Source organism: Allobacillus salarius, from assembly GCF_007559425.1.
GTDB classification, from domain to species: Bacteria; Bacillota; Bacilli; order Bacillales; family Alkalibacillaceae; genus Allobacillus; species Allobacillus salarius.
Genome location: NZ_VMHE01000029.1, coordinates 1 through 21,887, shown reverse-complemented (window position 1 = coordinate 21,887; position 21,887 = coordinate 1). Strand labels below are relative to the sequence as shown.

Below are 21,887 nucleotides of genomic sequence, written 5' to 3'. Positions count from 1 at the left end.
GAGATTCTTTTTCTCGTGCTTCCGTTGTTGAGAGCGCTTGTCGAATACGGAAGAGATTCTTTTTCTCGTGCTTCCGTCGTTGAGAGCGCTTTTCGAATACGGAAGAGATTTTTTTCTCATGCTTCCGTTGTTGAGAGCGCTTGTCAGATATATATAAACTCACAAAAACACTCTCCCATAATCAACCAAAGTCCTGGTCACATGAGGGAGCCTTTATTTTTTATTCAATTTCATCCATTGCTTGTTCAATATTATAAGGTGTTAGGTCGATATCGACATCTTGCCCTGTCGCTAACTGTGATAACAAATATCCTAAATAAGGTCCGCTCGTTAAACCAGAAGAACCTAATCCATTGGCGATAAATAGATTCTCAATTTCAGGAGCTGGACCAATTAATGGAAGCGAGTTTGGGGTGAATGGACGGAATCCAACTCGAACTTCTTTAAACGTTGCGTCGTTTAATCCTGGTGCTGCTGAAAGAACGTTATTCAAGATTTCATGAATGCCTTCTGCCGTTGCACGGTGATCAAAACCAACATCATCTTCATGCGTTGCACCGACAATCACTCGCCCGCTTCGATTCGTTAAAAGATACAATTTGTTTAAACCGATAATTACAGGCCAATTACCTGGGTCTTGTTCTGGTAACTCTAAATGAAGTATTTGCGCTCGTTGGGATCGAACATTAAATTGAAGCCCTAGGTCACGCATCAATTGATTTGACCAAGCACCAGTTGTATCAATTACTTGGTCAGTAGCTATTTTTTCTTGGTCAATTTGAACTGCGCTCACCCGATTTCCCTCGCGAATAAGTTTTGCATCTGCATTTATATACTTCGCCACATGTTTCTGGGCTGCCCGAAGTAAAGAATCTTTCAGGGCCCTGCCGTTCACTCTAGCTCCACCGGCGATGTGTACAGATTTAAACTCTGTTCCTAACGCTGGAAAATAAGCTTGCGTTTCATATTCATCTAACTTCGTAAGTTCTCCGATTTCCGGCGCGTCTTTTCTTCTTTCCACACCTCGTTGGTACATTTTTTCAATAATTTCTAGGTCGCGGTGCAAATGAAGGGCACCAACCTTTTCATACCCCGTATTTGACTCTCCGTCTTCAGTTAATTGTTCAACCAAATCGGGATAGTAGCGTGCTCCATTTTTCACAAGAACGTACCAATCTTTATTTCGACGTTGGGTTAACCATGGGCAGACGATACCGGCTGCTGCGTGTGAAGCTCTTCCTGGTTCTTCTCGATCTATAATCGTTACGTCTTCACCTTTTTTAGCTAAATGATACGCACAAGATGCGCCGAGTATACCTGCTCCGATGACAGTAATCATATGTTGTCCTCCTCGTTCGTTCACTTTCGTTAGTATGTAGAATGACTGATTTCTTCATTTTCACATAGGATTGGATGGATTTAAAATCATTTGGATTGTTTAAAAGGATATTTCCAAGGAAATGAAATAGATAGAGGAGGCGGTTTTATGTTTTTCAACGGCTGGGAACCACTCATACGTATCCTTATTTTAGGGATTACGAGTTACTTTTTCTTAATTTTTTTCTTACGTATTTCTGGTAAACGTACACTATCTAAAATGAACATGTTTGATTTAATTATTACCGTTGCAATTGGTTCCACATTTGCGACGATTATATTAAACAGTAAAATATCCATATCTGAAGGGATTGTAGCTCTCGGTCTGTTGACGTTTTTGCAGTATCTCGTTGCTTGGTTGTCTTTCCGATCAAAATTATTTCGTAACCTAATCAAATCAACACCTGTTCTGTTATTTTACGAAGGAAGATATAAAACAAAAGCCATGAAAGTTAATCGTGTTCATCGGTCTGAGATTTTACAGTCCGTTCGTGAACAAGGTATTGGATCGCTGGATCAAGTGAAAGCTGTCGTCATGGAGACAAACGGCTCCTTATCAATTATTAGAAAATCTGAAAATGATGATGAAAATGCTTTGCAGAATGTTACTGAAATCAGTGGGAAATAGCTAGAACAACTTGATCGGATGGTGAGTATTTAGATAATCGATGACTGTTTTCGATTGAGGCGAAAACATTTACGTATTGAAACGAAATCTCGATGACAATTATTATACTTCATGAACTCAATTGGGTGTCGAGACGAGCTCTCGATGACTTTTCGCTTACTTCATGAACTCAATTGGGTGTCGAGACATGCTCTCGATGACTTTTCGCTTACTTCTCAAACCAAGTTGCGCATCGAGACAGCTTCCCGATAACATTCCGCTTACGCCACAAAGCCATTTACGTATCGACGCAAGCTCTCATATTCCGCAAGCTCCTTTTCCAAGAAAAAACAAAGCCTGCAAGCTAGTTCCGTTGCTTGCAGGTAAAGTAAACGATTTATTTTTTCTTCTTAATCACTTCATCATGTTATTTTTTTCAACCCCCGCTGCTTACGCCTTCTCGCTAAGTCAGCCGCAACAACAATCATCATTTTTTCTTTTTCACGTGGCAATAATTACATTTGTCAACCTCATCTGAATATTCAAAATATAACGGTTCCTTCTGTATTGTTTCGTTCAAACTTCTATCCCTAATTTTAAACATCAACCGACTCAAAGCCCGGCAAATCAACTTTCCGTATGCTGAGTTCTACCTTATTTTACAGATTCTCACTCACTATTAAATCAATATAGCTATTAAGTCCTGTTTTCCCCTTCTAAGGGTAGATTTAATCGTATTTTCAAAAAATTGTTTCTGAGTAAACGAATCAATTATTTCCAGTGTGCCCGATAATATTTGTAGTTAAAAGCGATAAAAACAATCGAATTCAATATTCATTGTATATAAGATTTTAATTGTAAAAAAAGTCTCCTTCTCATAGTTTTATCACTATGAGAAGGAGACAAGTTGTTAAATTAGGGTAAAATTATTCTGTAACTTTGTTAGCATCAACAGCTCTTTGATGCTGTTCTAACTTATTTTGTTCTTGTTTCAACTGGTTTCCTTTTTGGAATGCTTCTATAGCTCGCTCTTGATCTCCTATCACTTGATAACCTTGAGATAAGTAGATATAGGTGTCCGCCAACGCTTCAGAAGGCAGGCCTAAACGTAGAGCTTGTTCAAAGTATGGTACAGCTTCCGATTCCTTACCCACTAACATTAAGCTTTGTGCGCACTCATAGTTAATGGAAGCATAGAAAGGATATATTTCAGCTAATTCAACTAAAAGTGATTTTGATTTGTTTAATTCACCATTTTCCCGTAGTGTCATTGCTTGATTTAATTGTTCTTCCATCGTATTCACCCCTTATGATGGACGACCTAACATATGTATTCGACTAAAATCCTGAAAAAGTGGCTATCCTTTAACAATCGATAGCCACTTTTTTCATGTTGTTCTATTCAGTTTATACGTATGAAGGTTTTTTCTCGAGCATTGTTCCTTCTTCAGCGAACCGTGTATGCCAAGAAAAGGCTTTTTCCAATACGTGTGGTGTCTGACCGCCACGCATTTTCGCTTCTTCATAATATTCGCGAAGTTGTTCTTTATACATTGGGTGAACACAATTGTCGATAATCTTTTCCACTCGTTCTCTCGGTGCTAGACCACGGAGATCTGCATATCCTTGCTCTGTAACAAGAACGTCTACGTCATGTTCTGTATGGTCCACATGAGGAACAAATGGTACGACACTAGAAATGTCACCGTTTTTCGCAATCGACTTTGTTACAAAGATTCCAAGTCGAGCGTTTCTCGCAAAATCACCAGAACCGCCGATGCCATTCATCATTTTCATTCCGCTCACATGTGTTGAGTTCACGTTTCCATAAATATCAAACTCTAATGCCGTGTTAATGGATATTAATCCCATTCGACGGATTAATTCCGGCTGGTTCGAAATCTCCTGTGCACGCATGACAAGACGATTTTTATATTCTTCAAAGTTCGCAAAAACCTTTTTCATTTTCTCTTCAGATAGTGTGATCGAACACGCAGAAGCAAAGTTAACTTTACCAGCATCCATCAAATCGAACACCGCATCTTGAAGCACTTCAGAGTATACCTTCAAGTCTTCAAAGTCAGAATCCAATAAACCGTGTAAAACGGCATTTGCAATGGATCCGATACCCGATTGAATTGGTGCTAAGTTTTTCGTCAGTCGACCTGCTTCTACTTCATTTTCTAGAAAGCGAATGAGATGATCTGCCATCTGTTTTGTTTCCTCATCTGGAGGTACAATTGGTGATGGAGAATCTGCTTGATTTGTAAATACAATTCCTTTAATTTTGGCTGGGTCGACTCTGATTCCTTTTTCACCGATTCGATCTTCAGGTTGTGTAATGTTAATTGGTCCTCGCTCACCTTGTTTTTCTAGTGAAAACAAGTCATGGACGCCTTCAAGAGAAGTTGGCTGTGCCATGTTCAATTCAATTAAAACGTTTTCAGCATATTCTACAAAAACTGCTGAGTTTCCAATTGATGTTGATGGAATGATCAAGCCATCCTCAGTAATCGATATCGCTTCCACAATAGCATAATCAATTTTGTCTAACGTTCCTTGGCGCAACATTTCAGATGTGTGAGACAAGTGTTGATCGACAAAATAAAATTCACCGTCGTTTAACTTTTTACGCATCGTTGCATCCGCCTGGAATGGTAAACGTTTGTTTAGAATTCCCGCTTCAGCAAATAATTTATCCACATCAGAGCCTAGAGAAGCTCCCGTGTAAACGTTTACTTTTAATGGTTCGGTTTTCGCTCTGTCTACCAGGGCGAAAGGTATTGCTTTTGCATCGCCAGCTCGTGTGAAACCGCTTAACCCTAACGTCATACCATCCTGAATCCAGGAAGCAGCTTCCTCCGCTGATACGACATGGTTTCTTAGTTCCGGCTGGTGAATACGTTCATAACCCTTTTCCATAAAACACCCCGCCTTTCAATGTAAACCTTTTCATTTATAGTTTACCCGATTCAAGGCTGTTGAAGGGCGTTTTCAGATAGACGCTACTACTTCATGAGTGAAACAGTAGATTTCCGTATGAGCCAGCAAATTAAAATCCTAGCAATTTTCTGAAATAACTAGAATGTGTCTGACTAACAGGAATCCTTGCGCCATCCTTCATTTTTAGTTCAAATGTAGAATGTGTATTCGGATAAATCGCTTCGATATGATGAATGTTGATCACAAATGAACGATGGCAACGGATAAAACGATCGCGCGGCAGGAAAAAGTCGAATTCATTCAACGAATTTCGATGTGTGCCGGATGTGTTACTACCAATAACATATGTCTTCCGGTTCTTCGCTTCAATATACAAAATATCCTCAAAAGGCATCGGAATCCACCCGTCTGCCACTTGGACCGTCACGACGGACAGAGCGTCACTGAGTGCAGGGAAAACTGCGGTCACACAACCCGCAATACGTCCGTTGTGTCTATACGGAACTGCCATGCCATAATAAGGCACACCAAATACGTCACGGTCGATATATTCCGAAACTTTCTGTTTTAATTTTAAAGCTTTTGCAGTAATTGTACCCTCAACGACCGGATCACCAGGCTTGATTTTTAAATCAATTCGTTCACTCGGCCGGTAGTAAAGGTAATTTTTAGTATCAGAAAGAACGATTGATGTTTCTTCGGTATATAAATCACCAATGATATCTATTAACGTTTCTGCACGAATGTTTAACATGTTCATCACCTAGTTTACGTTATTCATCGTTATAAGTTTATCAAAGATATGAACGCTTTCTGACATTAACCGATCCATTGAATGAGTACAAAGGTAAGCACCGAAAGAATGATTGATCCATATAAACCTGCCTTTAACGCGTTGACTCCATTGCTTCTGAATGAGGACAGTTGGACATTTAATCCGATACCTACCATTGCCATTCCCATAAGCAGATAAGATACATCAATGATTCGGTCAGCTATATTGTCTGGAATCTGAAAAATGGTATTCAATGTACTCATAATCGCAAAACCAAAAATAAACCATGGCACCATCGATAAAGAAAAACGTTTCGGCGATTGTTCTTTTTCGATTTTGGCAAATAAAAATCCGATAAAAATAATGACTGGAACAAGCAATGCCACACGGATCAATTTTACTAATACAGCTAGATCGACAGCCTCACTTCCACCGGCAGCCCCAGCTGCAACGACGTGAGCTACTTCATGCAATGTCGAACCGGCAAACATACCATATTCATTACCAGTGAAATTCATATATTGATATCCTATAGAATACACCAACGTAAATACAGTGCCTAATAAAGCGATTGTTCCTGTAGCAATCGCAATATCGTTATTTTTTGCTTTGATTTGCGGTGCCGTTGCAATAATTGCAGCCGCCCCGCAAATGGCCGTTCCACAAGCTGTTAAAATACCGAGCTTTCGATCGACTTTTAATAGTCTACTAAACGCATAAACAGCTGTAAAACCAATAACTACTGCAAAAATAGCCAATAAAATAACACGCCAGCCCGCTTCGTAAATTTCATATAAATTTAACTGTACCCCTAAGAGAATGATTCCTAATCGAAGTAATTTTTTCGTAGAAAATTGAATGCCTGGTTCAAGCTTTTTATTTTCTTTAAAAATCATTCGCCAAACCATTCCTAATAATATAGCAATGACGAGCGGTCCCATAATCGTTAGAAATGGAAGCTTCGCCAACTGAATGGCTAATGAAGCCAAGATTAACGCAACAAGTAGTCCGGGAAGGTAATCTTTTTTGAAAAAGTTCATAGAGACACTCAACTCCTTTTATCTTCTTTCACTTTATAAAAGGAGAAGTGATTAGTAAAATAGATAATAATGATTGTTTCTATTAGAAATATTAATAGTTACAAATTTTGAAGAAAGGAATTTGCTGATATGAATGTTGACGCGTTCCGAACCTTTTTGACCCTTGCCGAGTTAAAGAGTTTCACGAAGACAGCTCAAGCTCTATATATCTCTCAACCGAGTGTCAGTATGCATATTCGGTCGTTAGAAAAAGAGTTGAATACAGAATTGTTTATCCGCTCCCCAAGAAAACTCCAAATCACACCAACAGGTGAATTGCTCTATGAACGCATTAAACAACTTTTCTCAATCTACGACCAAACGGTTGAAGATATTTTAGAAATTCAACAATCTGTTCAAGGAGAACTCTCCATCGGTGCGAGTTTTACAATTGGAGAATACATCGTTCCTTCATTGATCAAGAACATGCAAACAGCTTATCCTGATGTGCAGTTTCATATTACGATCGGGAATACAGATGAAATTATCCAGCTCGTTCAACAGCTAGATGTCGATCTCGGACTGATTGAAGGCCAAACGAGTTCGAAAGACTTACACGTAAAGCCATTTATGGAGGATGAGCTATTTATCGTTGCAGCTCCAAGTCACCCATTATCTACAAAGGAAACCGTATTGATCGATGATTTACAAGACCAAGTATGGATTAGTCGTGAAGAAGGGTCGGGAACACGTGAGTATCTGTCCCACCTCATTCGATCTAACGGCTTACGGCCAAAATCCATGTTTTCTATTTCGAGTAACCAAGCGATAAAAGAAAGCATTATTGAAGGAATGGGTTTATCTCTAATGTCCAAGCACGTATGTAAAAGAGAATTGGAACAAAATCTGCTGACGAAGCTGCCTCTCGATAAGGAACCATTCACAAGGACTTTCTCAAGTATTACTTCACCATTGCTCGTCAACAAACGTAATGTAGAAGCCTTCATGCGTGTGATAGATGAGCTAGAGTGATGGTTGTGGAGCTTCGGTGGTTTTGTGCGGAGCTTCAGTGTTAATCCGCGTACCTTCAGTATTACTTCGCGGACCTTCAGTGTTACTTCGCAGAGCTTCAGTGTTACTCCGCGTACCTTCAGTGTTTTTTCACAAAGCTTCAGTGTTAATCTGCGTACCTTCAGTGTTACTAAAGTTTCAATGCTTAGAATACAAAAGACACCGACATCAGTCGGTGTCTACCTTCTTACGATTCGCTTTCTTCCATTTTTGTGATTCTCACTTTTCCAATTGTACGTCTATCGAGCTCCAATATGGAGAACTTCAACCCTTCGTACTCAAACTCTTGATCCTGTTTCGGAAAGTCAGTCAGTTCTTTTAAGATAAAGCCTGCCAAAACATCCTCTTCTTCTGGTATTTTCGTTTGAAATAGAGAGTTTAATCGATGTAGTGTAATTTTTCCATCGCAAATGATTTCATCTTCGGAAAGCTTCTCAATTAAAGGATCGTCTGTTGGATCAAGTTCATCTTCAATTTCAAGCCCAATCATCGCTTCAATTATATCTTCCATACTTAAAATGCCTTCTGTCCCACCATATTCATCAAGGACAATCGCCATATGTTTATTTTCTTTAATCATACGCTTGAACACCCATTCGCTATTATGAAACTCATACACGATAAGAGGGTGCATATCGGCAAAGTCTGTAAGTTTTTTATCTGGTTCGGCTGACCATTGAATGAGGAATTTTGAATGAAAGATTCCAATTAAGTGATCAATCGTCTTATCATAAACCGGATAGCGGGTGTATGGATTAGCGATGACAATCTCTCTCACTTCTTCATACGTTGAATTATGAGATAAGCCGATGACTTCAACACGTGGCGTCTTTAATACATCTTTTACATTCAATCGATTAAAATCCAAAACACCGATGATTCGGCTTGATTCATCTCGCTGAAACGTACCCTCTGAATCAGCTAATTCAACCATTGTTCGCAGTTCTTCTTTTGAGTAAGTGTTGTCATTATTTTGTCCTTTCGACAAAGCTTTCGTGAGCAATCCAGTTAACCAGTTTAATACAATCGTGAATGGTTTGAAGATAAACGTAAAAAACCGAATGACCGGATAAACAAGCATGCTGATTCGATCTGGAAAAGCCGCCGCTACCGATTTTGGAAAAACTTCAGCGAAGACGATGACTGTAATGGTTAATATGGCGGAAGCAATTCCAACATTGATGCCTTGTTGAATGGCGAATGTCGTCACTAATGTCGGTAGCAAGATATTTGCGATATTATTTCCAATCAAAATCGTTGTGATGAATTCACTCGGTTTTGAAACCAAGTCCAATAACTTCCCCGCTTTCGTGTTTCCTTGATTGTATTGCGTCCTTAAACGCATTTTATTGGATGCTGTTAATGCCGTTTCACTACCTGAGAAAAATAGTGAAACGAACAGCAATAATATGATGGCTATGATCATGAGCTCTCCTCCATCTCAATTAATATGTATGCTTCTTACTATAACCATTCTTCCTTATTTACATTTCACTCTTATGGAAATTATAAACTCGTTCTACCAATCATGCACACGATTAAATATATATATTTCTACTTTTAACAAAAGTATCTTTACAAAAATACGGAAGTTGATTATAATACAGCTAACCTAATGTTTCCCTAGAGAAACATTATTTTCCTCGAGAAACTCAGTCGTTTTATAAAATAAGTAAGTAGGTGAAGTCATGAAACGTAAAGTAGAGATTAGTCAATTAACGGTTTCTTATTATGGAGATGAAGTAGTTAGAGCCTAACTGAGCAAATTGAACCGAAGTATTTACGTGATGAAACGACAAATGAAGAAGAGATTAATCCACATTCTTTCATTGACCCTGTCGTAGGAATTCAGATGGTAAAAGATATGCGGGATGCATTTGTAGAAGTCGATCCAGACAACAAAGACTATTATGAAAAGCGAGCAAGTGACTATTTAGACCGACTTGGTGATATTGAGAAAGAATACGCCGCTCGATTGGGCGAGCTTCCTGAAGAAAACAAAGTATTAGTGACAAGCGAATGTGCATTCCAGTACATGCTTGATCGGTATGACATGAAAGAAGCGTGTATTTGGAAAGTTGACACCGAAGAAAATGGGTCTCCTGTACAGATTACTTCTTTACTGAAATTCATTGAAAAAGAAATTGTACCTCTTCTTTTCCTAGAATCGAATGTGGACCCAAGACCTATGGAAACTGTTTCAAATGAGTCAGGTGTGGATATATTTGGGAAACCAATATATTCAGACGAGATTGGAAAGCCTGGTGATGAAGTCGATACGTATGTTAAGTATCTAAAATATAATATCAATGTTATCTCTGAAGGTCTTGGCCAACAATAGAAAAATCGTGAAGCTCATCAATTAGATGGGTCTCCACGATTTATTTTATTATTATTGACTTTTGTCAGAGACTTTCACCAATAACTTACCGATATTGTTACCTTTAAACAGACCTAAAAATGCTTCAGGAATTTTGTCAAAGCCTTCGACAATTGTTTCACGGTATGTCAGCTTGCCCTCTTGCAACCATTTACCTAATTGCATGGCACCTTCTTTGAATCGATCTGTATAGTTGCCGACCGTAAACCCTTGCATCATTGCACTTTTCTTAATGAGCGTCGTTTGTACGCGTGGACCAAGGTCCGCTTCTTCTGAGTTATATGTCGAAATTGCCCCACATACCGGAACGCGAGCAAATGTATTCAGCTGTGACAAAACGATATCTGAGATTTCGCCACCGACGTTGTCAAAGTACACATCGACCCTATTCGGACACGCTTTCTTCAAATCTTCTGCTAAATTTTTCGTTGTTTTATAGTTGATTCCCTCGTCAAAACCTAACTCATCTTTTAAAAATTGAATTTTTTCATCAGACCCTGCAATGCCAACGACATGTGCACCTTTGATTTTTGCAATTTGTCCGACGACGGAACCGACGGAACCAGCGGCACCAGATATGACTACAGTTTCGCCTTCTTTCGGTTGGCCAATATCTAACAAGCCAAAGTAAGCTGTCAATCCCGTCATGCCGAGAATCCCTAAATGCGTTGAGATTGGCGCTACTGACGGATCAATTTTCCGAACTTCATTCGCTTTCGCGATATAGTATTCTTGCCAACCAAAGCTGCCGATGACAACGTCACCAACGGCGTAATGATCAGACTTTGATTCGATTACTTCACCGATTGAACCACCTTCGATGACTTCATTTAATTGAAAAGGCTCAATATAAGACTCAGCATCTACCATTCTTCCACGCATATATGGATCGACGGAAACATAAAGTGTGCGGAGTAAAACTTCATCTTGCTGAATGTCGTTAATTTCTTCTGTCTTGAATTGGAATGTCTGTTCATCAGGCATCCCCTTCGGACGTTCTGCTAAAGTGATTTGTCTATTTTTTATTGTCATGGAATTCCCCTTTCGATTGATCGAAGTATATTCCTTTTTCATCCTTCGCAAATCTTAAGAGCACGTAACTCATACACTGTCATAAAGTGAATTATTAAATTAGCACTCTTCATATAGCCTATCACAGCTTCCAATTCGCATGTCAATTCAGACCTCTTAAAAAAGCATGCCGTAGTTAGATGCACGGCATGCTTTTCTCTCTTATAAATAACCCATTTGCTTAGCTTCCTGGGTTAATTGTTCTCTGAATTTAGGGTGGGCAATTTCAATTAAGCCTTTTGTTCGTTCGCGAATTGTTTTACCTCGAAGTCTTGCACTTCCATACTCCGTTACAATATAATCTACATCGTTTTTATGCGTTGTTACTGGAGCACCTTTTTGAAGTGTAGGTACAATCTTCGAGATTTCATTATTTTTCGCAGTCGAATGTAAACAAATCACACCTCTTCCGTTCTCTGAAAGATGGGATGCGAGTTGAAAATCTGATTGACCACCTGTCGATGAAAAATACGTATTACCTACTTTTTCTGCATTTACTTGTCCTAAGAAATCAACTTCAACGCCTGCATTCACAGTCACTAAGTCGTCGATCTCTTGTAACTTACACACATTATTCGTTTGGTTAACTGGCAGCATATAAATATCATCGTTTTCATGCATGAAATCGTATAGTTTTTTCGAACCGTAAGCGAATGTTGCGGTCATCTTTCCTTTTTTAAATGGGTTATTTTCATTCGTAACTGCTCCACTCTTAAATAATTCGATAATTTTTTCTGGAATCATTTCCGTGTGGATCGTTAAATTACGATAATCTTTCAGGTTGTCAATAATCGCGTTTGGAATTGAGCCAAACCCAACCTGCAATGTGTCACCATTTTTAATTAAACTAGCAACATGTTCCCCAATCAGCGTATCTTTCTCTGACTGACCGGGTGTACTTGGCAATTCAGGTAATGGTTGGTGGTGCTCAACAATTGCTGTCACTTCGGAAATGTGGATTTGATTTTCACCATATGTCCGCGGCATATGCTCATTGACTTCCACTAAAATCGTCTCTGCCTCTTTTACCATTGAAATGGTATGGTCTGCATTTGTACCCATTGAAAAATAACCATTCTCATCCATTGGAGAGACAACAGTCATCACGACAGGTTTACGGGCGATTTGTTTCAATAACTTCGGTAGATCTGAAAAGTGATTTGGCAATAAATCTATTTTTCCTTCATTGAATGCTTTACGCTCAGAACTACCTAAAAACAAACTCGTTATCCTTAATTTATCTGGGTCAACATCAATTAATTCACGTGTAGTCAACATCGTAAATAGGCGATTGTCATTTAAGCCCTCATAATTTTCCAATTGTTTGATTAGTGCGTCCGGTTCAGCACAACCTAACGGAGAAATGATATCTGTTCCAGGTTGTATATGTTGAACAGCTTCTGCGACTGTTAGTAACTTTTCGTTGTACTGTGATTGGTGACTCATTAAGAAATTCCTCCCTGATGTAAAAAGCTACTATATATGATATCTTCTTTTTAGAATTTTTCCAATCAAAAAAAGACGGTTAGTAAGTTCCAAAAAGTACGCCCATAAACTGCGGGAATACTCTTTCTGTTAAAAAATTATCATTATGATAAAATGACTCACATATATTAAGAGAAATTTTAGCGAGAGGCTTAGTTTATTGAAGAAAGTTTATTTAGAGGGAGGGGTGAAATTGAAGAAAACAGTGTATTTTTTAATTGCTTATGGTGTGATGGTTAGCATTCTCTATATTTCTCTCATCTCACTAAATTTAAATCCTTTTTATTTTGAAATGAATGAGATAGAAGAAGGTTATACCATCGAGAATCACTTTCATTCTCGTGATTACCTAACAGAAAATATTGATGATGAACTAATGTTTGCTATTACTCGCAGTCCTGTAACGGCTTCTAACCAATTATTTCTATTTATCGTATTTATATTGCCAATTTTATTCATAAGTATTTTTAATTTAAAAAAGAAAAAATATAGTTATAAACCTAAAGAAACATTGATCATATTTGGGTTAACTCTCATCATAATTGCCTCTTTATACATTTATATAACGAATAGCGCCAGTGACTTGATCAGCTTAAAGCAGTAATGGAATTTGTTTTGTTATGCAACTCTCCGTTACAATCCAAACTTATATACATTTCCTCTTCGTCGACTCGGTATTTTGCTTCGGCTTTCTTCAGATTTCACCTAAGATTGACACAACCTTGTCATTGGCTAACAGTTCTACTTTCAAGTCTGTAGTGGATTTTCAATACCAAGTTATGGCCCATGCCGAGGATGCACTAAAAATGGCCTCAAACATTTTAATCATATGATTGATGCCATTATTTATTTTTTTAGATTGGCTATGCCCCTCCGTTTTTTTGATTCAATTGAGTCTTAGACACTGAAGAACCATAAACCACCAACAATCCAAAAAACCAAAACATAGAGAATAAAAAGGCCTTTATAAAGCTTATTAATTTTTGGTGTCACTTTTTCTTCATCGAAATAACCATGTAATTCAGCAGGGAAATAAATCAATAAAACCCACGGAAAAGTAATTCCTATGAAAAATAATGGATTTCCGTATTCGGCAACCATCACCTCACTACCAAATAGGAGAAGTGGGATGAATAAGAAAGTAGATATAACTAAAATCATTCGAACAGGTTTACCTTTTTCACTAAACAAGAAACGATCTGCTTTATTAAATGGATCATTTCCCATATCCTCACCATCACCCTTTGAAAATATTTATGTATTTGGTTTATTAATTACAATTCTTATCTCTTTAATAAGTGTAAACGAAATTTTAAAGAGATGGTAATTGATTAAAAATGGCAACAAAACTAATTGAATCAACCACGAGGTATTATAACTCGGCAGAATTTGCACGTCACGTAAACGAACAGCAAGGGACAACTTACACTGATGTGGGTAAAGCAATTACAGGATTAGGAGTTTCAATAGTTAGCTTGCTTATCACCAAAAATATCAAATACAGTATTGCATATGGATTAGGTGCGACCTCGGCATTATTTGGTTTAGATGCAGTAGCTGATGCCTTTGGACGCGCTGCTCAAACAGAAGAATTTGATAACATCCTTAAGCAAATGGGACCAAATGATTATGTAATGATGTTTATTGATTCTTATCAATGGAGTTCTGGGAGCGGAAATCATTACACTAATTATCAAGAAGTTAAATATGTGTTGCTCTAAATGAAAAACAGGGGGGGTCCTCCTGTTTTTTATGGTTTGCTATTCTATTATTAAATTTATTTACCAATTATTATGAACAATTATTGAAATGGATGCAATAAGAACGTTATTTTTTTATTATCCTTTTAAATTCCCAAGTTAACTGTCGCGGTACGAATTGAGGCGGGTGAATCTCAAAGTCTTTACCTTTTCCCCTTCGACCAAAATCACTACCACCTAGACAAACAAGGCCTCATGGTGTGATATCGTAGCAAGTACAACTAAGTCTCACCTAGCAATGGCGGTTCAAATGGGATTATCAATCGGGATTAGACATTTTCAAGAAAAAAACTTCCAAAAGTTAAGAAACAAGGAGAATTACACCACTGGTGATCTCCTCGTTTTTTATTTCGCTTAGATATTTCTTGTCCTTTTTACTATATAATCCACGTTCATTAAAAGGATAAATAAAAAATTATTTATTCCAAACCAAAACGGAAAACCAACTCTCTTGTTCCGTGAATCTTAATTCATTTTTTTCTCTTCTTTTTTAGAATTTCAACATAAATGGTTGTTTTTTAAAGATAAGTTTCTCTATATAAGGTGTAAGACAAAAAATGAAAGGATTTGATTTTATGGCGACCAGAGTTATTGCGACAGATTCACAACTAATGGACAGAGACGAGTTATTAAGGTGGTATAATGAAGAGGCGCAGGCAAACTTCTCCGACCTCGCAGAAGTTGCTGCTTCTGTAGGAATGACTACTTTGACAATTGCATTGAGACACCGAGTTAATGCATATGTAGCATTAGGTATATCAGCTGCCTCAGCTCTATTAACTTATGCTTCAGCTATTGTGTTCATTAATAACAGCTTAACACAAAGTGATTTGCATAACACAGTAGAACAAATGCTTGATTCAGGAGGATCATATTTTAGAGTCGTTACTCGATATGTTGAATGGTCTTCTGGTAGCGGGAATCATTACACTCGTTACACAGAACATGATTATTCTTGGTTCTAAAGGAATATAAGTCTTGATGGTGATACAATATGCCCCCCTCAAAGTAGAATCTAAAAACTAATTTGAAGGGGCATTTTTTATCTAGAAGATTATACTTTTATTAACTTATCAAATTACTAGCTTCATTTAACAAAAAGATATACATAAGTACTAAAATCATAAGAACTATACCAGATATAACTGTTGTTGATAAAGGTTTGTAGTTATCTTTTTTTCTAATTAAATTATATACACCTATTATAAAAATTGGCATTATAAATAATATGATTATAAACAATTGATTAGAAGAATTTGCAGGAGTTTGAGTGATGGTAAACAATAGTTCATCATCAATATTTTCTATGATATACTCTCGAAACTGAAAGTCGTTTCGTATTGAATAATTTTCACCTGTATTTTCAATTTCATAATAAAAAGGATTTAACCCTATTGAAATAAAAGAAATATAGAGAATACCAATAATTGTTACGTAAGAAATTAAAAAGTACAGCTTTACCCTCAAAATAATCGCTCCTAACCAATTGATTTTAAAAATAAGGTTTAAAATCATTAAAGTGTATTTTGCTTATTCTGAATTATAACACACTTTTTTATTTCATTTTTTATTTATTAGAGTCGATTTCATAATTGCTCTTTTTTAGAAATTTCATTTGTCAAGTTAAGTTAGACAAAACCATATCCGGTACATTTTCTGAAAATACTTCTCGTGGTGTTTTATATCCTAGAGAGTTTCTAGGGATTTTGTTTCTGTGACTGGACACTGAAGAAACAACTTATTGATTCACTTCATTGAAGTCCATTCTCTTGTGTAGTCCATCTCTTCGTAGTAAACCTTTTGAACGCTTGTTTAGTCCCTGTTGAGACGGGCAGCCTGGATCTGCAAGAATATAGATATATCATGATTATTACTTAAGCTTTTCCAATTGGAAAATTCTTTCCCACAATCAAAAGTAATAAATTTGAATAGATTCGTTGGAGTCTGGCTGAGCCAGTTCGTTAGTTTATGTTCAATATCAACTACTTGTTAGTCTTTAGGTTTCAATATTATAGACGCTGTTGAAGTTCTTTCAACTGACATGGTGACAGCACTTTTATGTTTTTCTCACAAATGTATCGCCTTCCAGATGTTCGAATTCTGCTTCGAATTCCGGATAGTCATTTTAGTGTTCTTTCATTCCTCGTTTAAAGGATTGCTTTCCACGCTATTCATGGTATCCATTTGGCTTGCGCTTGCCTTTCATCGGTAACGATTTATATCGAATATCGTGCTGTTTGTGAGCCGACGGTAAAACGTTCTCATTGAACAACCCATCGTTCCTGCCAATAATCATATCTGGTGCCCAACCAGATTCAATTTTTTCTTTGATAAAGGTGATTTGGGCGTGATTAAATTGCTTCTTTTTGGCGCCTCATTTTTTCTTGTTTTCCTTATACTGATCGAAATACGTTTGAATGGTGCCACCATCTTTAAGGAAATTGATAACGTTGTAAACCGTTTGTTTTTACTTTTCATTCCAACATCAAAATACGTTTTTATCCAGCTCAGTTCTTTCATGGTAAGATGGGTATAGGCCATTGATGGTCACCCCTTTTTTAGTGGCTGGAAATTTGGTTTGAGTGTACCACAAATAGCTCATTTAGTTGTCTAGCTTACAATCCGAGTAAATAAAATCGTATAACGGAGCTGTTAAAATGGTCACGAGTAGTTTGTTTTTGATTTTGATATTCATCGAAATGTTACAATAAATTTTAAGACGTGTATTTTTACGCTCTGTAAAGGGGAACCTTGTCGAAAAGAAAGAATTTCGAGTTGAAATTACTCTCAAAATAGTTATCTTGATAATCGCTTTAATTTCTGCGATTTTTATTATTGTGAACGGCTACGAAGATTACTTCAAATGGCTTTGGATTGCTTTAATCGGATGTGGTCTAGGAATACAGGCTTTGTTTGAGTGGTTATATGTCAAGAATTCAAAGGAATATGTTATTACTATTATAACAATGGTTGTCGGAATATTACTGATAACTTTCTTTTATTAACTTGAATTCTTTAAGTATTCATAAATTCATTTTAAGATAAAAACTCAATTCGAAGTTCCACTTGCGGATCTTTACAATGGAACTTCGAATTGGTACACCGTTTCTAACTGGGAGCTAAAGCAGTGGCAAACACTGCATAGATTACATTGGTTTAAAGTCTATAAAGCTGCTACTTATCTTTTATCAAAATTCTCTTTGAATCCCCAGAATGTAACCGGCCGTATTCTTCCGTCTTTGACCGCTCTAATTATCCGTAGATTAATATCCTGCTCTAAGTCTTCTTGTTCTTGAGATGCTGTTTTGTTAAGAACCTTTTTAATTTTAGGTTTCATAATTGTTAACGCTTCCAAAACAACTTCATTTATTTCAGATTTGTCTTTCATATCTCTGCCCTCCTAACATACTGATTTGCTAACTCTTTTCTCAAAAAGTTAATGGCATTTCTCTTTAACTTAGAAACGTTTTGCGGACTATTGCCAAAGTAATCAGCAATTTCTTTGTTACTCCATTGATTGATAATAGATAAATTCAATATCTTTTTTTGTTTCTCGGATAATCGTTCGAATGCCAAACTTAAGTGTTCGTTTTCAATTAATTCTGCAACGCTATGTGATCCCTCAATAACTTTATTAAAAGTCGACATATCATTACTTTGAATAAAGTCTATAAATGTTCCAGACTCTTCTTCAGTGGAAATTGGCTGATCTAATTTTAAAAGATTTTTCCGATAGTGTTTTTTTCGGGATTTATCAAACTGGATTGAATAATTGTTAGCCAACACGTCGATATACTTAAATATTCTGTATTTTAGATAGAACTCTTTAAATAATTCATTTAACTCTTCATCCGCTTCGCTATCCCTCTCTTCAATAATTCTCTTTAATAATTCCTTATGATATGTGTAGTGCAAAATAAAAATACATAGTTTTGCAACGGAAAAGTACACAACGTTGCAAAGGTCTTTTATGCAAAAAAAAAGACTTGCCAGCCCAATCAAATAACTCTACTGTTATTGGTGTCTAATCAAAACACAGTGGAGGTTGAAAGGAATGCTGGCAATGTCTGAAGTTAATTGTATCAAACTTTTACGAAATCAAAAATCTAATTCAATCAATTCAATAGCAAAAACCCTTGGTATTAATTGGAGAACAGCGAAAAAATATGCAGATCATGATGATATACCTCAAGAAACATCTGTGAGAAGACGAGGTATGATGTACGAAGAAAAATGGGGAGACATCGTCTCAGATTGGCTAATTGAAGACCAAAAATTACATCGTAAAAATCGACGAACAAACAAAACAATTTATGAACAATTACAAGTGCTGGGATTCACAGGTTCATACCGGACAGTGTGCCTTTACATTCAAGATTGGAAAGAAGGCAAAATCAAAGAAGAGTCCACAAAAGACCGTGGCTATGAAAGACTTCAACACCCTCCGGGTGAGGCACAAGTTGACTTTGGAACAATGGAAGCCGTTAAAGATGGAAAATATATTGATATTCATGGTTTATCTTTAAGCTTGCCTTATAGTAATGCAGCGTTTTGTGTTCCATTACCCGGAGAAAACCAAGAATGCTTTCTTTATGGCCTGAAAACAATTTTTCAACAATTGGGTGGTGTACCTAAAACCATCCGAATTGATAATTTAAAAGCTGCAGTAATTCGTCCGAGAGGACGCAATGAAGAGGTTCAGTTTACGGATGATTTTTTGCGATTTGCGAATTACTACGGCTTCGAGATTCAGGATTGTAATCCTTATAGTGGTCATGAAAAAGGGCATGTTGAAAATAAAGTAGGTTACATTCGATATAACTTTGCGACTCCTTCGCCAGTCATAGAATCGTTTGAACAACTAACCAAAGAATTAAACGAACGATTAGTGGAAGATCGACAACGAATTCATTATGAAATACAGATAAGGATAGAAGAATTATTTCAAGAAGAACAGAAATACTTATACGGCTTACCGGCTAATGATTATCCAATTTTTAAAGAAAAGTGGGTTCGTGCAAATAAATATGGTGAAGTAACAATCGATCAAAATAAGGTGCATATACCAAAAAGCTATAATTTCGGTCAACTTCGATTAGTTTTGTATTGGGATTCATTTAAAGTGGTATCTCCTAACGGAGAATTATTATATCAAGACTATAGACCATATATGCAGAGCAAGAGAAATATCCCTTGGGAATCCGTACTAAGTTCGTGGTTAGATAAACCACGAGTCGTAACTTATTCTCGTTATAAACCTTATTTACCTACACGTATCTTCGAATATATTCGAATTGAAAACTTGGAATTGAGGAAAGAACGGATCCGATGGCTTATTCACTGTTTAGCCCGGCATGATATGAATCAAATCAACGAAAAGTTTTATGAGTTGGTCGAGGAACATTCGACTACAAGTCAAAACCATCCCTATGAAGTCAATTGGTCGATGTACGATCAATTACAACATATTAACAAGAGGGGTGATTTAACATGAATTCTGATATCAAAGATATGTGCAAATCATTACGGCTGGCTTATGTAGCTGAAATCTATAATTCTATTCCATTTGAAAATAAGGAACAATATCTAAAAAACCTATTTGAGAAAGAGTTTGAGTTACGAGAAGAAGCGAAAGCAGATCGGTTATTAAAGAAAGCAAAGTTCTTGTATTCAAAGGAGCTAAACACCTACCAATGGGGAGACGAAGTGCATTTTCCACCCCACTTGGCAAAAGATGAATTATTATCCCTTCAATTTATCAATCGTTTTGAGAATGTCATATTAACAGGAGCACCCGGAACCGGGAAAACACACTTAGCAACTGGACTCGGCAGACAAGCCTGCCGAAAAGGGTACGAAGTTCGGTTTTATCGAGTGTCTGACTTGGTTGACCAATTAGAAAAGGCATGGCAAGAGGGAAAGTCACAATCCTTTAGGAATCGATTTAAGAAAGTAGACCTGATCATTTTAGATGAAATGGGATATATTCCATTTAGTAAGGATGGAGCTGAATTGCTCTTTCAACTCATTTCAGACTGGTATGAACAGAAAAGCATGATCATTACCTCGAATTTGGAGTTTAGCCAGTGGAACAGAATCTTTACTGATACAAGATTAACAGCTGCCTTGGTGGATCGTGTGATCCACCACGCACATGTATTAAGTTTTACAGGGGATAGTTTTAGAGTGAAAAACGCGTTATCTAAGCGAACTTAAGTGTTACCAACGGGCTGGCAATCTTATGTATTTTTTATTGCAGAATTATGTACTTTTCTATTGCAAAATACATGATATTCGTCTTTAAAGAAACTCATAATGATAGGTTGAGAAAATAATTTTTTATTTGCTTCTAAAAATTGATTAAAATCATCCATGAAAAATCCTCCTTTCTAATTAAAGAGAACAATTCCATCAATAATAAACCAAATTTCGAACAAATGTTCTGTTTTTCTATTATGGCATATTTTATCAAAAAAATTAAGAAGGAAATTTACTTTTTTGGCAATTAATCTCCTTAGACTTTTAGGAGGTGAATCTTCATGGAATTAGATAATGTAATCGATTTGATTGGGAACATTGGTTTCCCAATTGTAATAACACTTTATCTGTTGTTCAGGTTTGAAAAGAAAATTGATGAGTTAACAGAGACAATAGCGAAATTAATTAAAAAGCTGTAAAGAGATCCGCAGTAATCTTCTGATTAAGTCTTTAAAATTAATTTAATCTATGAATTGCAAATTCTTTAAAAATCGGAAAACAAATTTCCCCTACGTTTTATTAATTAAATGCATGCATCACACAACAAAAGGAGACGACTTAATTGACAATTACAACTAACACTGTTTTAAGTCTAGGTGATTCTGGAGAAGAAATATTAAGCTTGCAACACTCGCTAGTCAAGAATTGGGAGAGTTAAATAATTAAAGTTAGATGGAGGTTTTTTTAAAAAAGACTTTTATGAAGTTTTATGAAGTTATAAAAATGAAACTTTAACCATGTATCGAACCAACTCCCTATGCCTTGAAATAATCCTTGTGATTTAGAATGAAATATTCTATACCCATCTATACCTAAAAAATCTGAAAATCTATCTGATTCCTTAATAGGAACAATTTCAGTAGGACACTTTTCATTTCTCCACTCATGATATTCTTCAATAGTCTTTTAGGATATTCCAATCCGGGAGATTTGCCACATTTTTATGAGTTAATGATAAAGATAGGTAACCAATTAAATTATGTTTGGCATGTAAAAACTAATTGAGTGTGCCCACCTTCGTATTCTATAAAAAAATAAAACCGTACTCTAAAATCAGGGTACGGTGTATAGTGCAAAATAAAAGTAGTGAGAATTGCAAAGAAAATCTTAGAACCCTGCAATTATCATAATACAAAGAAAG

At 36.6% G+C, this 21,887-nt stretch carries 23 protein-coding genes and 2 pseudogenes; 10 read left to right on the top strand and 15 right to left on the bottom strand.

Annotation, left to right across the window (positions count from 1 at the left end):
* Positions 1-220 precede the first annotated feature (220 nt).
* Positions 221-1,339 carry an NAD(P)/FAD-dependent oxidoreductase gene (locus FPQ13_RS11650; protein WP_144089504.1) on the bottom strand — a complete coding sequence of 373 codons (1,119 nt, stop codon included), beginning with the start codon at positions 1,337-1,339 and terminating at the stop codon, positions 221-223.
* A 147-nt stretch (positions 1,340-1,486) separates the two neighbouring features.
* On the opposite strand from FPQ13_RS11650, the gene FPQ13_RS11645 reads away from it, so the two are divergent.
* Positions 1,487-2,005: a DUF421 domain-containing protein gene (locus tag FPQ13_RS11645; RefSeq protein ID WP_144089503.1), complete on the top strand. Its 519-nt coding sequence runs from the start codon at positions 1,487-1,489 to the stop codon at positions 2,003-2,005.
* Positions 2,006-2,418: 413 nt separating this feature from the next.
* Here FPQ13_RS11645 and FPQ13_RS11640 read toward each other — a convergent pair.
* The 5 genes and pseudogenes from FPQ13_RS11640 to FPQ13_RS11620 all read right to left on the bottom strand — a co-directional run.
* A pseudogene (locus FPQ13_RS11640) lies at positions 2,419-2,496 on the bottom strand (urease subunit gamma); the annotation flags it as partial.
* Between the two features lie 414 nt (positions 2,497-2,910).
* Entirely contained in the window at positions 2,911-3,279 is a 369-nt protein-coding gene (locus FPQ13_RS11635) for a tetratricopeptide repeat protein (protein ID WP_144089502.1), read from the bottom strand.
* A gap of 112 nt (positions 3,280-3,391) precedes the next feature.
* A complete protein-coding gene (gene scpC, locus FPQ13_RS11630) occupies positions 3,392-4,906 on the bottom strand; it encodes a succinyl-CoA:acetate CoA-transferase ScpC (RefSeq protein WP_144089501.1) in 1,515 nt (504 codons plus the stop codon).
* Positions 4,907-5,036: 130 nt separating this feature from the next.
* Positions 5,037-5,681, bottom strand: coding sequence for a LytTR family DNA-binding domain-containing protein (locus tag FPQ13_RS11625; protein ID WP_144089500.1), 645 nt, complete (start codon positions 5,679-5,681; stop codon positions 5,037-5,039).
* Positions 5,682-5,746: 65 nt separating this feature from the next.
* Positions 5,747-6,742 (bottom strand): YeiH family protein, encoded by a 996-nt coding sequence (locus tag FPQ13_RS11620; protein WP_144089499.1) that lies wholly within the window; start codon positions 6,740-6,742, stop codon positions 5,747-5,749.
* 129 nt (positions 6,743-6,871) lie between these two features.
* On the opposite strand from FPQ13_RS11620, the gene FPQ13_RS11615 reads away from it, so the two are divergent.
* Positions 6,872-7,753 carry a LysR family transcriptional regulator gene (locus FPQ13_RS11615; RefSeq protein ID WP_144089498.1) on the top strand — a complete coding sequence of 294 codons (882 nt, stop codon included), beginning with the start codon at positions 6,872-6,874 and terminating at the stop codon, positions 7,751-7,753.
* Positions 7,754-7,979: 226 nt separating this feature from the next.
* Here FPQ13_RS11615 and FPQ13_RS11610 read toward each other — a convergent pair whose 3' ends face one another.
* Positions 7,980-9,218 carry a hemolysin family protein gene (locus FPQ13_RS11610; protein WP_144089497.1) on the bottom strand — a complete coding sequence of 413 codons (1,239 nt, stop codon included), beginning with the start codon at positions 9,216-9,218 and terminating at the stop codon, positions 7,980-7,982.
* Between the two features lie 339 nt (positions 9,219-9,557).
* Between FPQ13_RS11610 and FPQ13_RS11605 the strand changes: the two genes are divergently transcribed.
* Positions 9,558-10,133: a metal ABC transporter solute-binding protein, Zn/Mn family gene (locus FPQ13_RS11605; RefSeq protein WP_144089496.1), complete on the top strand. Its 576-nt coding sequence runs from the start codon at positions 9,558-9,560 to the stop codon at positions 10,131-10,133.
* Between the two features lie 51 nt (positions 10,134-10,184).
* Here FPQ13_RS11605 and FPQ13_RS11600 read toward each other — a convergent pair whose 3' ends face one another.
* Together FPQ13_RS11600 and FPQ13_RS11595 are read right to left on the bottom strand one after the other, a co-directional pair.
* Complete coding sequence (locus FPQ13_RS11600; protein WP_144089495.1) at positions 10,185-11,204, bottom strand: NADP-dependent oxidoreductase; 1,020 nt, start codon at positions 11,202-11,204, stop codon at positions 10,185-10,187.
* A 201-nt stretch (positions 11,205-11,405) separates the two neighbouring features.
* Positions 11,406-12,689: an acetyl-CoA hydrolase/transferase family protein gene (locus FPQ13_RS11595; protein ID WP_144089494.1), complete on the bottom strand. Its 1,284-nt coding sequence runs from the start codon at positions 12,687-12,689 to the stop codon at positions 11,406-11,408.
* A 232-nt stretch (positions 12,690-12,921) separates the two neighbouring features.
* Here FPQ13_RS11595 and FPQ13_RS11590 point away from each other — a divergent pair, with 232 nt between their 5' ends.
* Positions 12,922-13,332: a hypothetical protein gene (locus tag FPQ13_RS11590; protein WP_144089493.1), complete on the top strand. Its 411-nt coding sequence runs from the start codon at positions 12,922-12,924 to the stop codon at positions 13,330-13,332.
* Positions 13,333-13,625: 293 nt separating this feature from the next.
* Here the strand turns inward: FPQ13_RS11590 and FPQ13_RS11585 are convergent, their stop codons facing one another.
* Positions 13,626-13,955: a hypothetical protein gene (locus tag FPQ13_RS11585; RefSeq protein WP_144089492.1), complete on the bottom strand. Its 330-nt coding sequence runs from the start codon at positions 13,953-13,955 to the stop codon at positions 13,626-13,628.
* 110 nt (positions 13,956-14,065) lie between these two features.
* Between FPQ13_RS11585 and FPQ13_RS11580 the strand changes: the two genes are divergently transcribed.
* Positions 14,066-14,449, top strand: coding sequence for a hypothetical protein (locus FPQ13_RS11580; protein WP_144089491.1), 384 nt, complete (start codon positions 14,066-14,068; stop codon positions 14,447-14,449).
* A 614-nt stretch (positions 14,450-15,063) separates the two neighbouring features.
* On the top strand, positions 15,064-15,453 hold the full coding sequence (locus FPQ13_RS11575) for a hypothetical protein (protein WP_144089490.1): 390 nt from the start codon (positions 15,064-15,066) through the stop codon (positions 15,451-15,453).
* Between the two features lie 100 nt (positions 15,454-15,553).
* On the opposite strand, the gene FPQ13_RS11570 is transcribed toward FPQ13_RS11575, so the two are convergent.
* The gene (locus FPQ13_RS11570) at positions 15,554-15,955 is read right to left on the bottom strand and encodes a hypothetical protein (protein WP_144089489.1); all 402 of its coding nucleotides are present in this window, start codon (positions 15,953-15,955) and stop codon (positions 15,554-15,556) included.
* 151 nt (positions 15,956-16,106) lie between these two features.
* Positions 16,107-17,029, bottom strand: a pseudogene (locus tag FPQ13_RS11565) (IS30 family transposase).
* A gap of 170 nt (positions 17,030-17,199) precedes the next feature.
* Here FPQ13_RS11565 and FPQ13_RS14005 point away from each other — a divergent pair.
* Entirely contained in the window at positions 17,200-17,493 is a 294-nt protein-coding gene (locus FPQ13_RS14005; RefSeq protein ID WP_144089505.1) for a DUF4181 domain-containing protein, read from the top strand.
* A 173-nt stretch (positions 17,494-17,666) separates the two neighbouring features.
* On the opposite strand, the gene FPQ13_RS11555 is transcribed toward FPQ13_RS14005, so the two are convergent.
* Positions 17,667-17,876: a hypothetical protein gene (locus tag FPQ13_RS11555; protein ID WP_144089488.1), complete on the bottom strand. Its 210-nt coding sequence runs from the start codon at positions 17,874-17,876 to the stop codon at positions 17,667-17,669.
* A complete protein-coding gene (locus tag FPQ13_RS11550) occupies positions 17,873-18,403 on the bottom strand; it encodes a sigma-70 family RNA polymerase sigma factor (RefSeq protein ID WP_186279668.1) in 531 nt (176 codons plus the stop codon). Before FPQ13_RS11550 ends, FPQ13_RS11555 begins: the two co-directional genes overlap by 4 nt.
* Positions 18,404-18,551: 148 nt before the next feature.
* Between FPQ13_RS11550 and istA the strand changes: the two genes are divergently transcribed.
* Together istA and istB are read left to right on the top strand one after the other, a co-directional pair.
* The gene (gene istA / locus FPQ13_RS11545) at positions 18,552-19,982 is read left to right on the top strand and encodes an IS21 family transposase (protein ID WP_342778590.1); all 1,431 of its coding nucleotides are present in this window, start codon (positions 18,552-18,554) and stop codon (positions 19,980-19,982) included.
* Positions 19,979-20,704: an IS21-like element helper ATPase IstB gene (istB, locus tag FPQ13_RS11540; RefSeq protein WP_144089485.1), complete on the top strand. Its 726-nt coding sequence runs from the start codon at positions 19,979-19,981 to the stop codon at positions 20,702-20,704. Before istA ends, istB begins: the two co-directional genes overlap by 4 nt.
* A gap of 23 nt (positions 20,705-20,727) precedes the next feature.
* Here the strand turns inward: istB and FPQ13_RS13930 are convergent, their stop codons facing one another.
* Positions 20,728-20,862, bottom strand: coding sequence for a hypothetical protein (locus tag FPQ13_RS13930; protein WP_281281212.1), 135 nt, complete (start codon positions 20,860-20,862; stop codon positions 20,728-20,730).
* A gap of 165 nt (positions 20,863-21,027) precedes the next feature.
* Here FPQ13_RS13930 and FPQ13_RS11535 point away from each other — a divergent pair, with 165 nt between their 5' ends.
* A complete protein-coding gene (locus tag FPQ13_RS11535; RefSeq protein WP_144089484.1) occupies positions 21,028-21,165 on the top strand; it encodes a YvrJ family protein in 138 nt (45 codons plus the stop codon).
* The last annotated feature ends 722 nt before the right edge of the window (positions 21,166-21,887 follow it).

Excerpts from the sequence above, each read along its gene's own strand:
- FPQ13_RS11650 (WP_144089504.1), bottom strand. The coding sequence starts at position 1,339 with ATGATTACTGTCATCGGAGCAGGTATACTCGGCGCATCTTGTGCGTAT.
- FPQ13_RS11645 (WP_144089503.1), top strand. The coding sequence starts at position 1,487 with ATGTTTTTCAACGGCTGGGAACCACTCATACGTATCCTTATTTTAGGG.
- FPQ13_RS11635 (WP_144089502.1), bottom strand. The coding sequence starts at position 3,279 with ATGGAAGAACAATTAAATCAAGCAATGACACTACGGGAAAATGGTGAA.
- scpC (WP_144089501.1), bottom strand. The coding sequence starts at position 4,906 with ATGGAAAAGGGTTATGAACGTATTCACCAGCCGGAACTAAGAAACCAT.
- FPQ13_RS11625 (WP_144089500.1), bottom strand. The coding sequence starts at position 5,681 with ATGTTAAACATTCGTGCAGAAACGTTAATAGATATCATTGGTGATTTA.
- FPQ13_RS11620 (WP_144089499.1), bottom strand. The coding sequence starts at position 6,742 with ATGAACTTTTTCAAAAAAGATTACCTTCCCGGACTACTTGTTGCGTTA.
- FPQ13_RS11615 (WP_144089498.1), top strand. The coding sequence starts at position 6,872 with ATGAATGTTGACGCGTTCCGAACCTTTTTGACCCTTGCCGAGTTAAAG.
- FPQ13_RS11610 (WP_144089497.1), bottom strand. The coding sequence starts at position 9,218 with ATGATCATAGCCATCATATTATTGCTGTTCGTTTCACTATTTTTCTCA.
- FPQ13_RS11600 (WP_144089495.1), bottom strand. The coding sequence starts at position 11,204 with ATGACAATAAAAAATAGACAAATCACTTTAGCAGAACGTCCGAAGGGG.
- FPQ13_RS11595 (WP_144089494.1), bottom strand. The coding sequence starts at position 12,689 with ATGAGTCACCAATCACAGTACAACGAAAAGTTACTAACAGTCGCAGAA.
- FPQ13_RS11585 (WP_144089492.1), bottom strand. The coding sequence starts at position 13,955 with ATGGGAAATGATCCATTTAATAAAGCAGATCGTTTCTTGTTTAGTGAA.
- FPQ13_RS11580 (WP_144089491.1), top strand. The coding sequence starts at position 14,066 with ATGGCAACAAAACTAATTGAATCAACCACGAGGTATTATAACTCGGCA.
- FPQ13_RS11575 (WP_144089490.1), top strand. The coding sequence starts at position 15,064 with ATGGCGACCAGAGTTATTGCGACAGATTCACAACTAATGGACAGAGAC.
- FPQ13_RS11555 (WP_144089488.1), bottom strand. The coding sequence starts at position 17,876 with ATGAAAGACAAATCTGAAATAAATGAAGTTGTTTTGGAAGCGTTAACA.
- istA (WP_342778590.1), top strand. The coding sequence starts at position 18,552 with ATGTCTGAAGTTAATTGTATCAAACTTTTACGAAATCAAAAATCTAAT.
- istB (WP_144089485.1), top strand. The coding sequence starts at position 19,979 with ATGAATTCTGATATCAAAGATATGTGCAAATCATTACGGCTGGCTTAT.
- FPQ13_RS13930 (WP_281281212.1), bottom strand. The coding sequence starts at position 20,862 with ATGGATGATTTTAATCAATTTTTAGAAGCAAATAAAAAATTATTTTCT.
- FPQ13_RS11535 (WP_144089484.1), top strand. The coding sequence starts at position 21,028 with ATGGAATTAGATAATGTAATCGATTTGATTGGGAACATTGGTTTCCCA.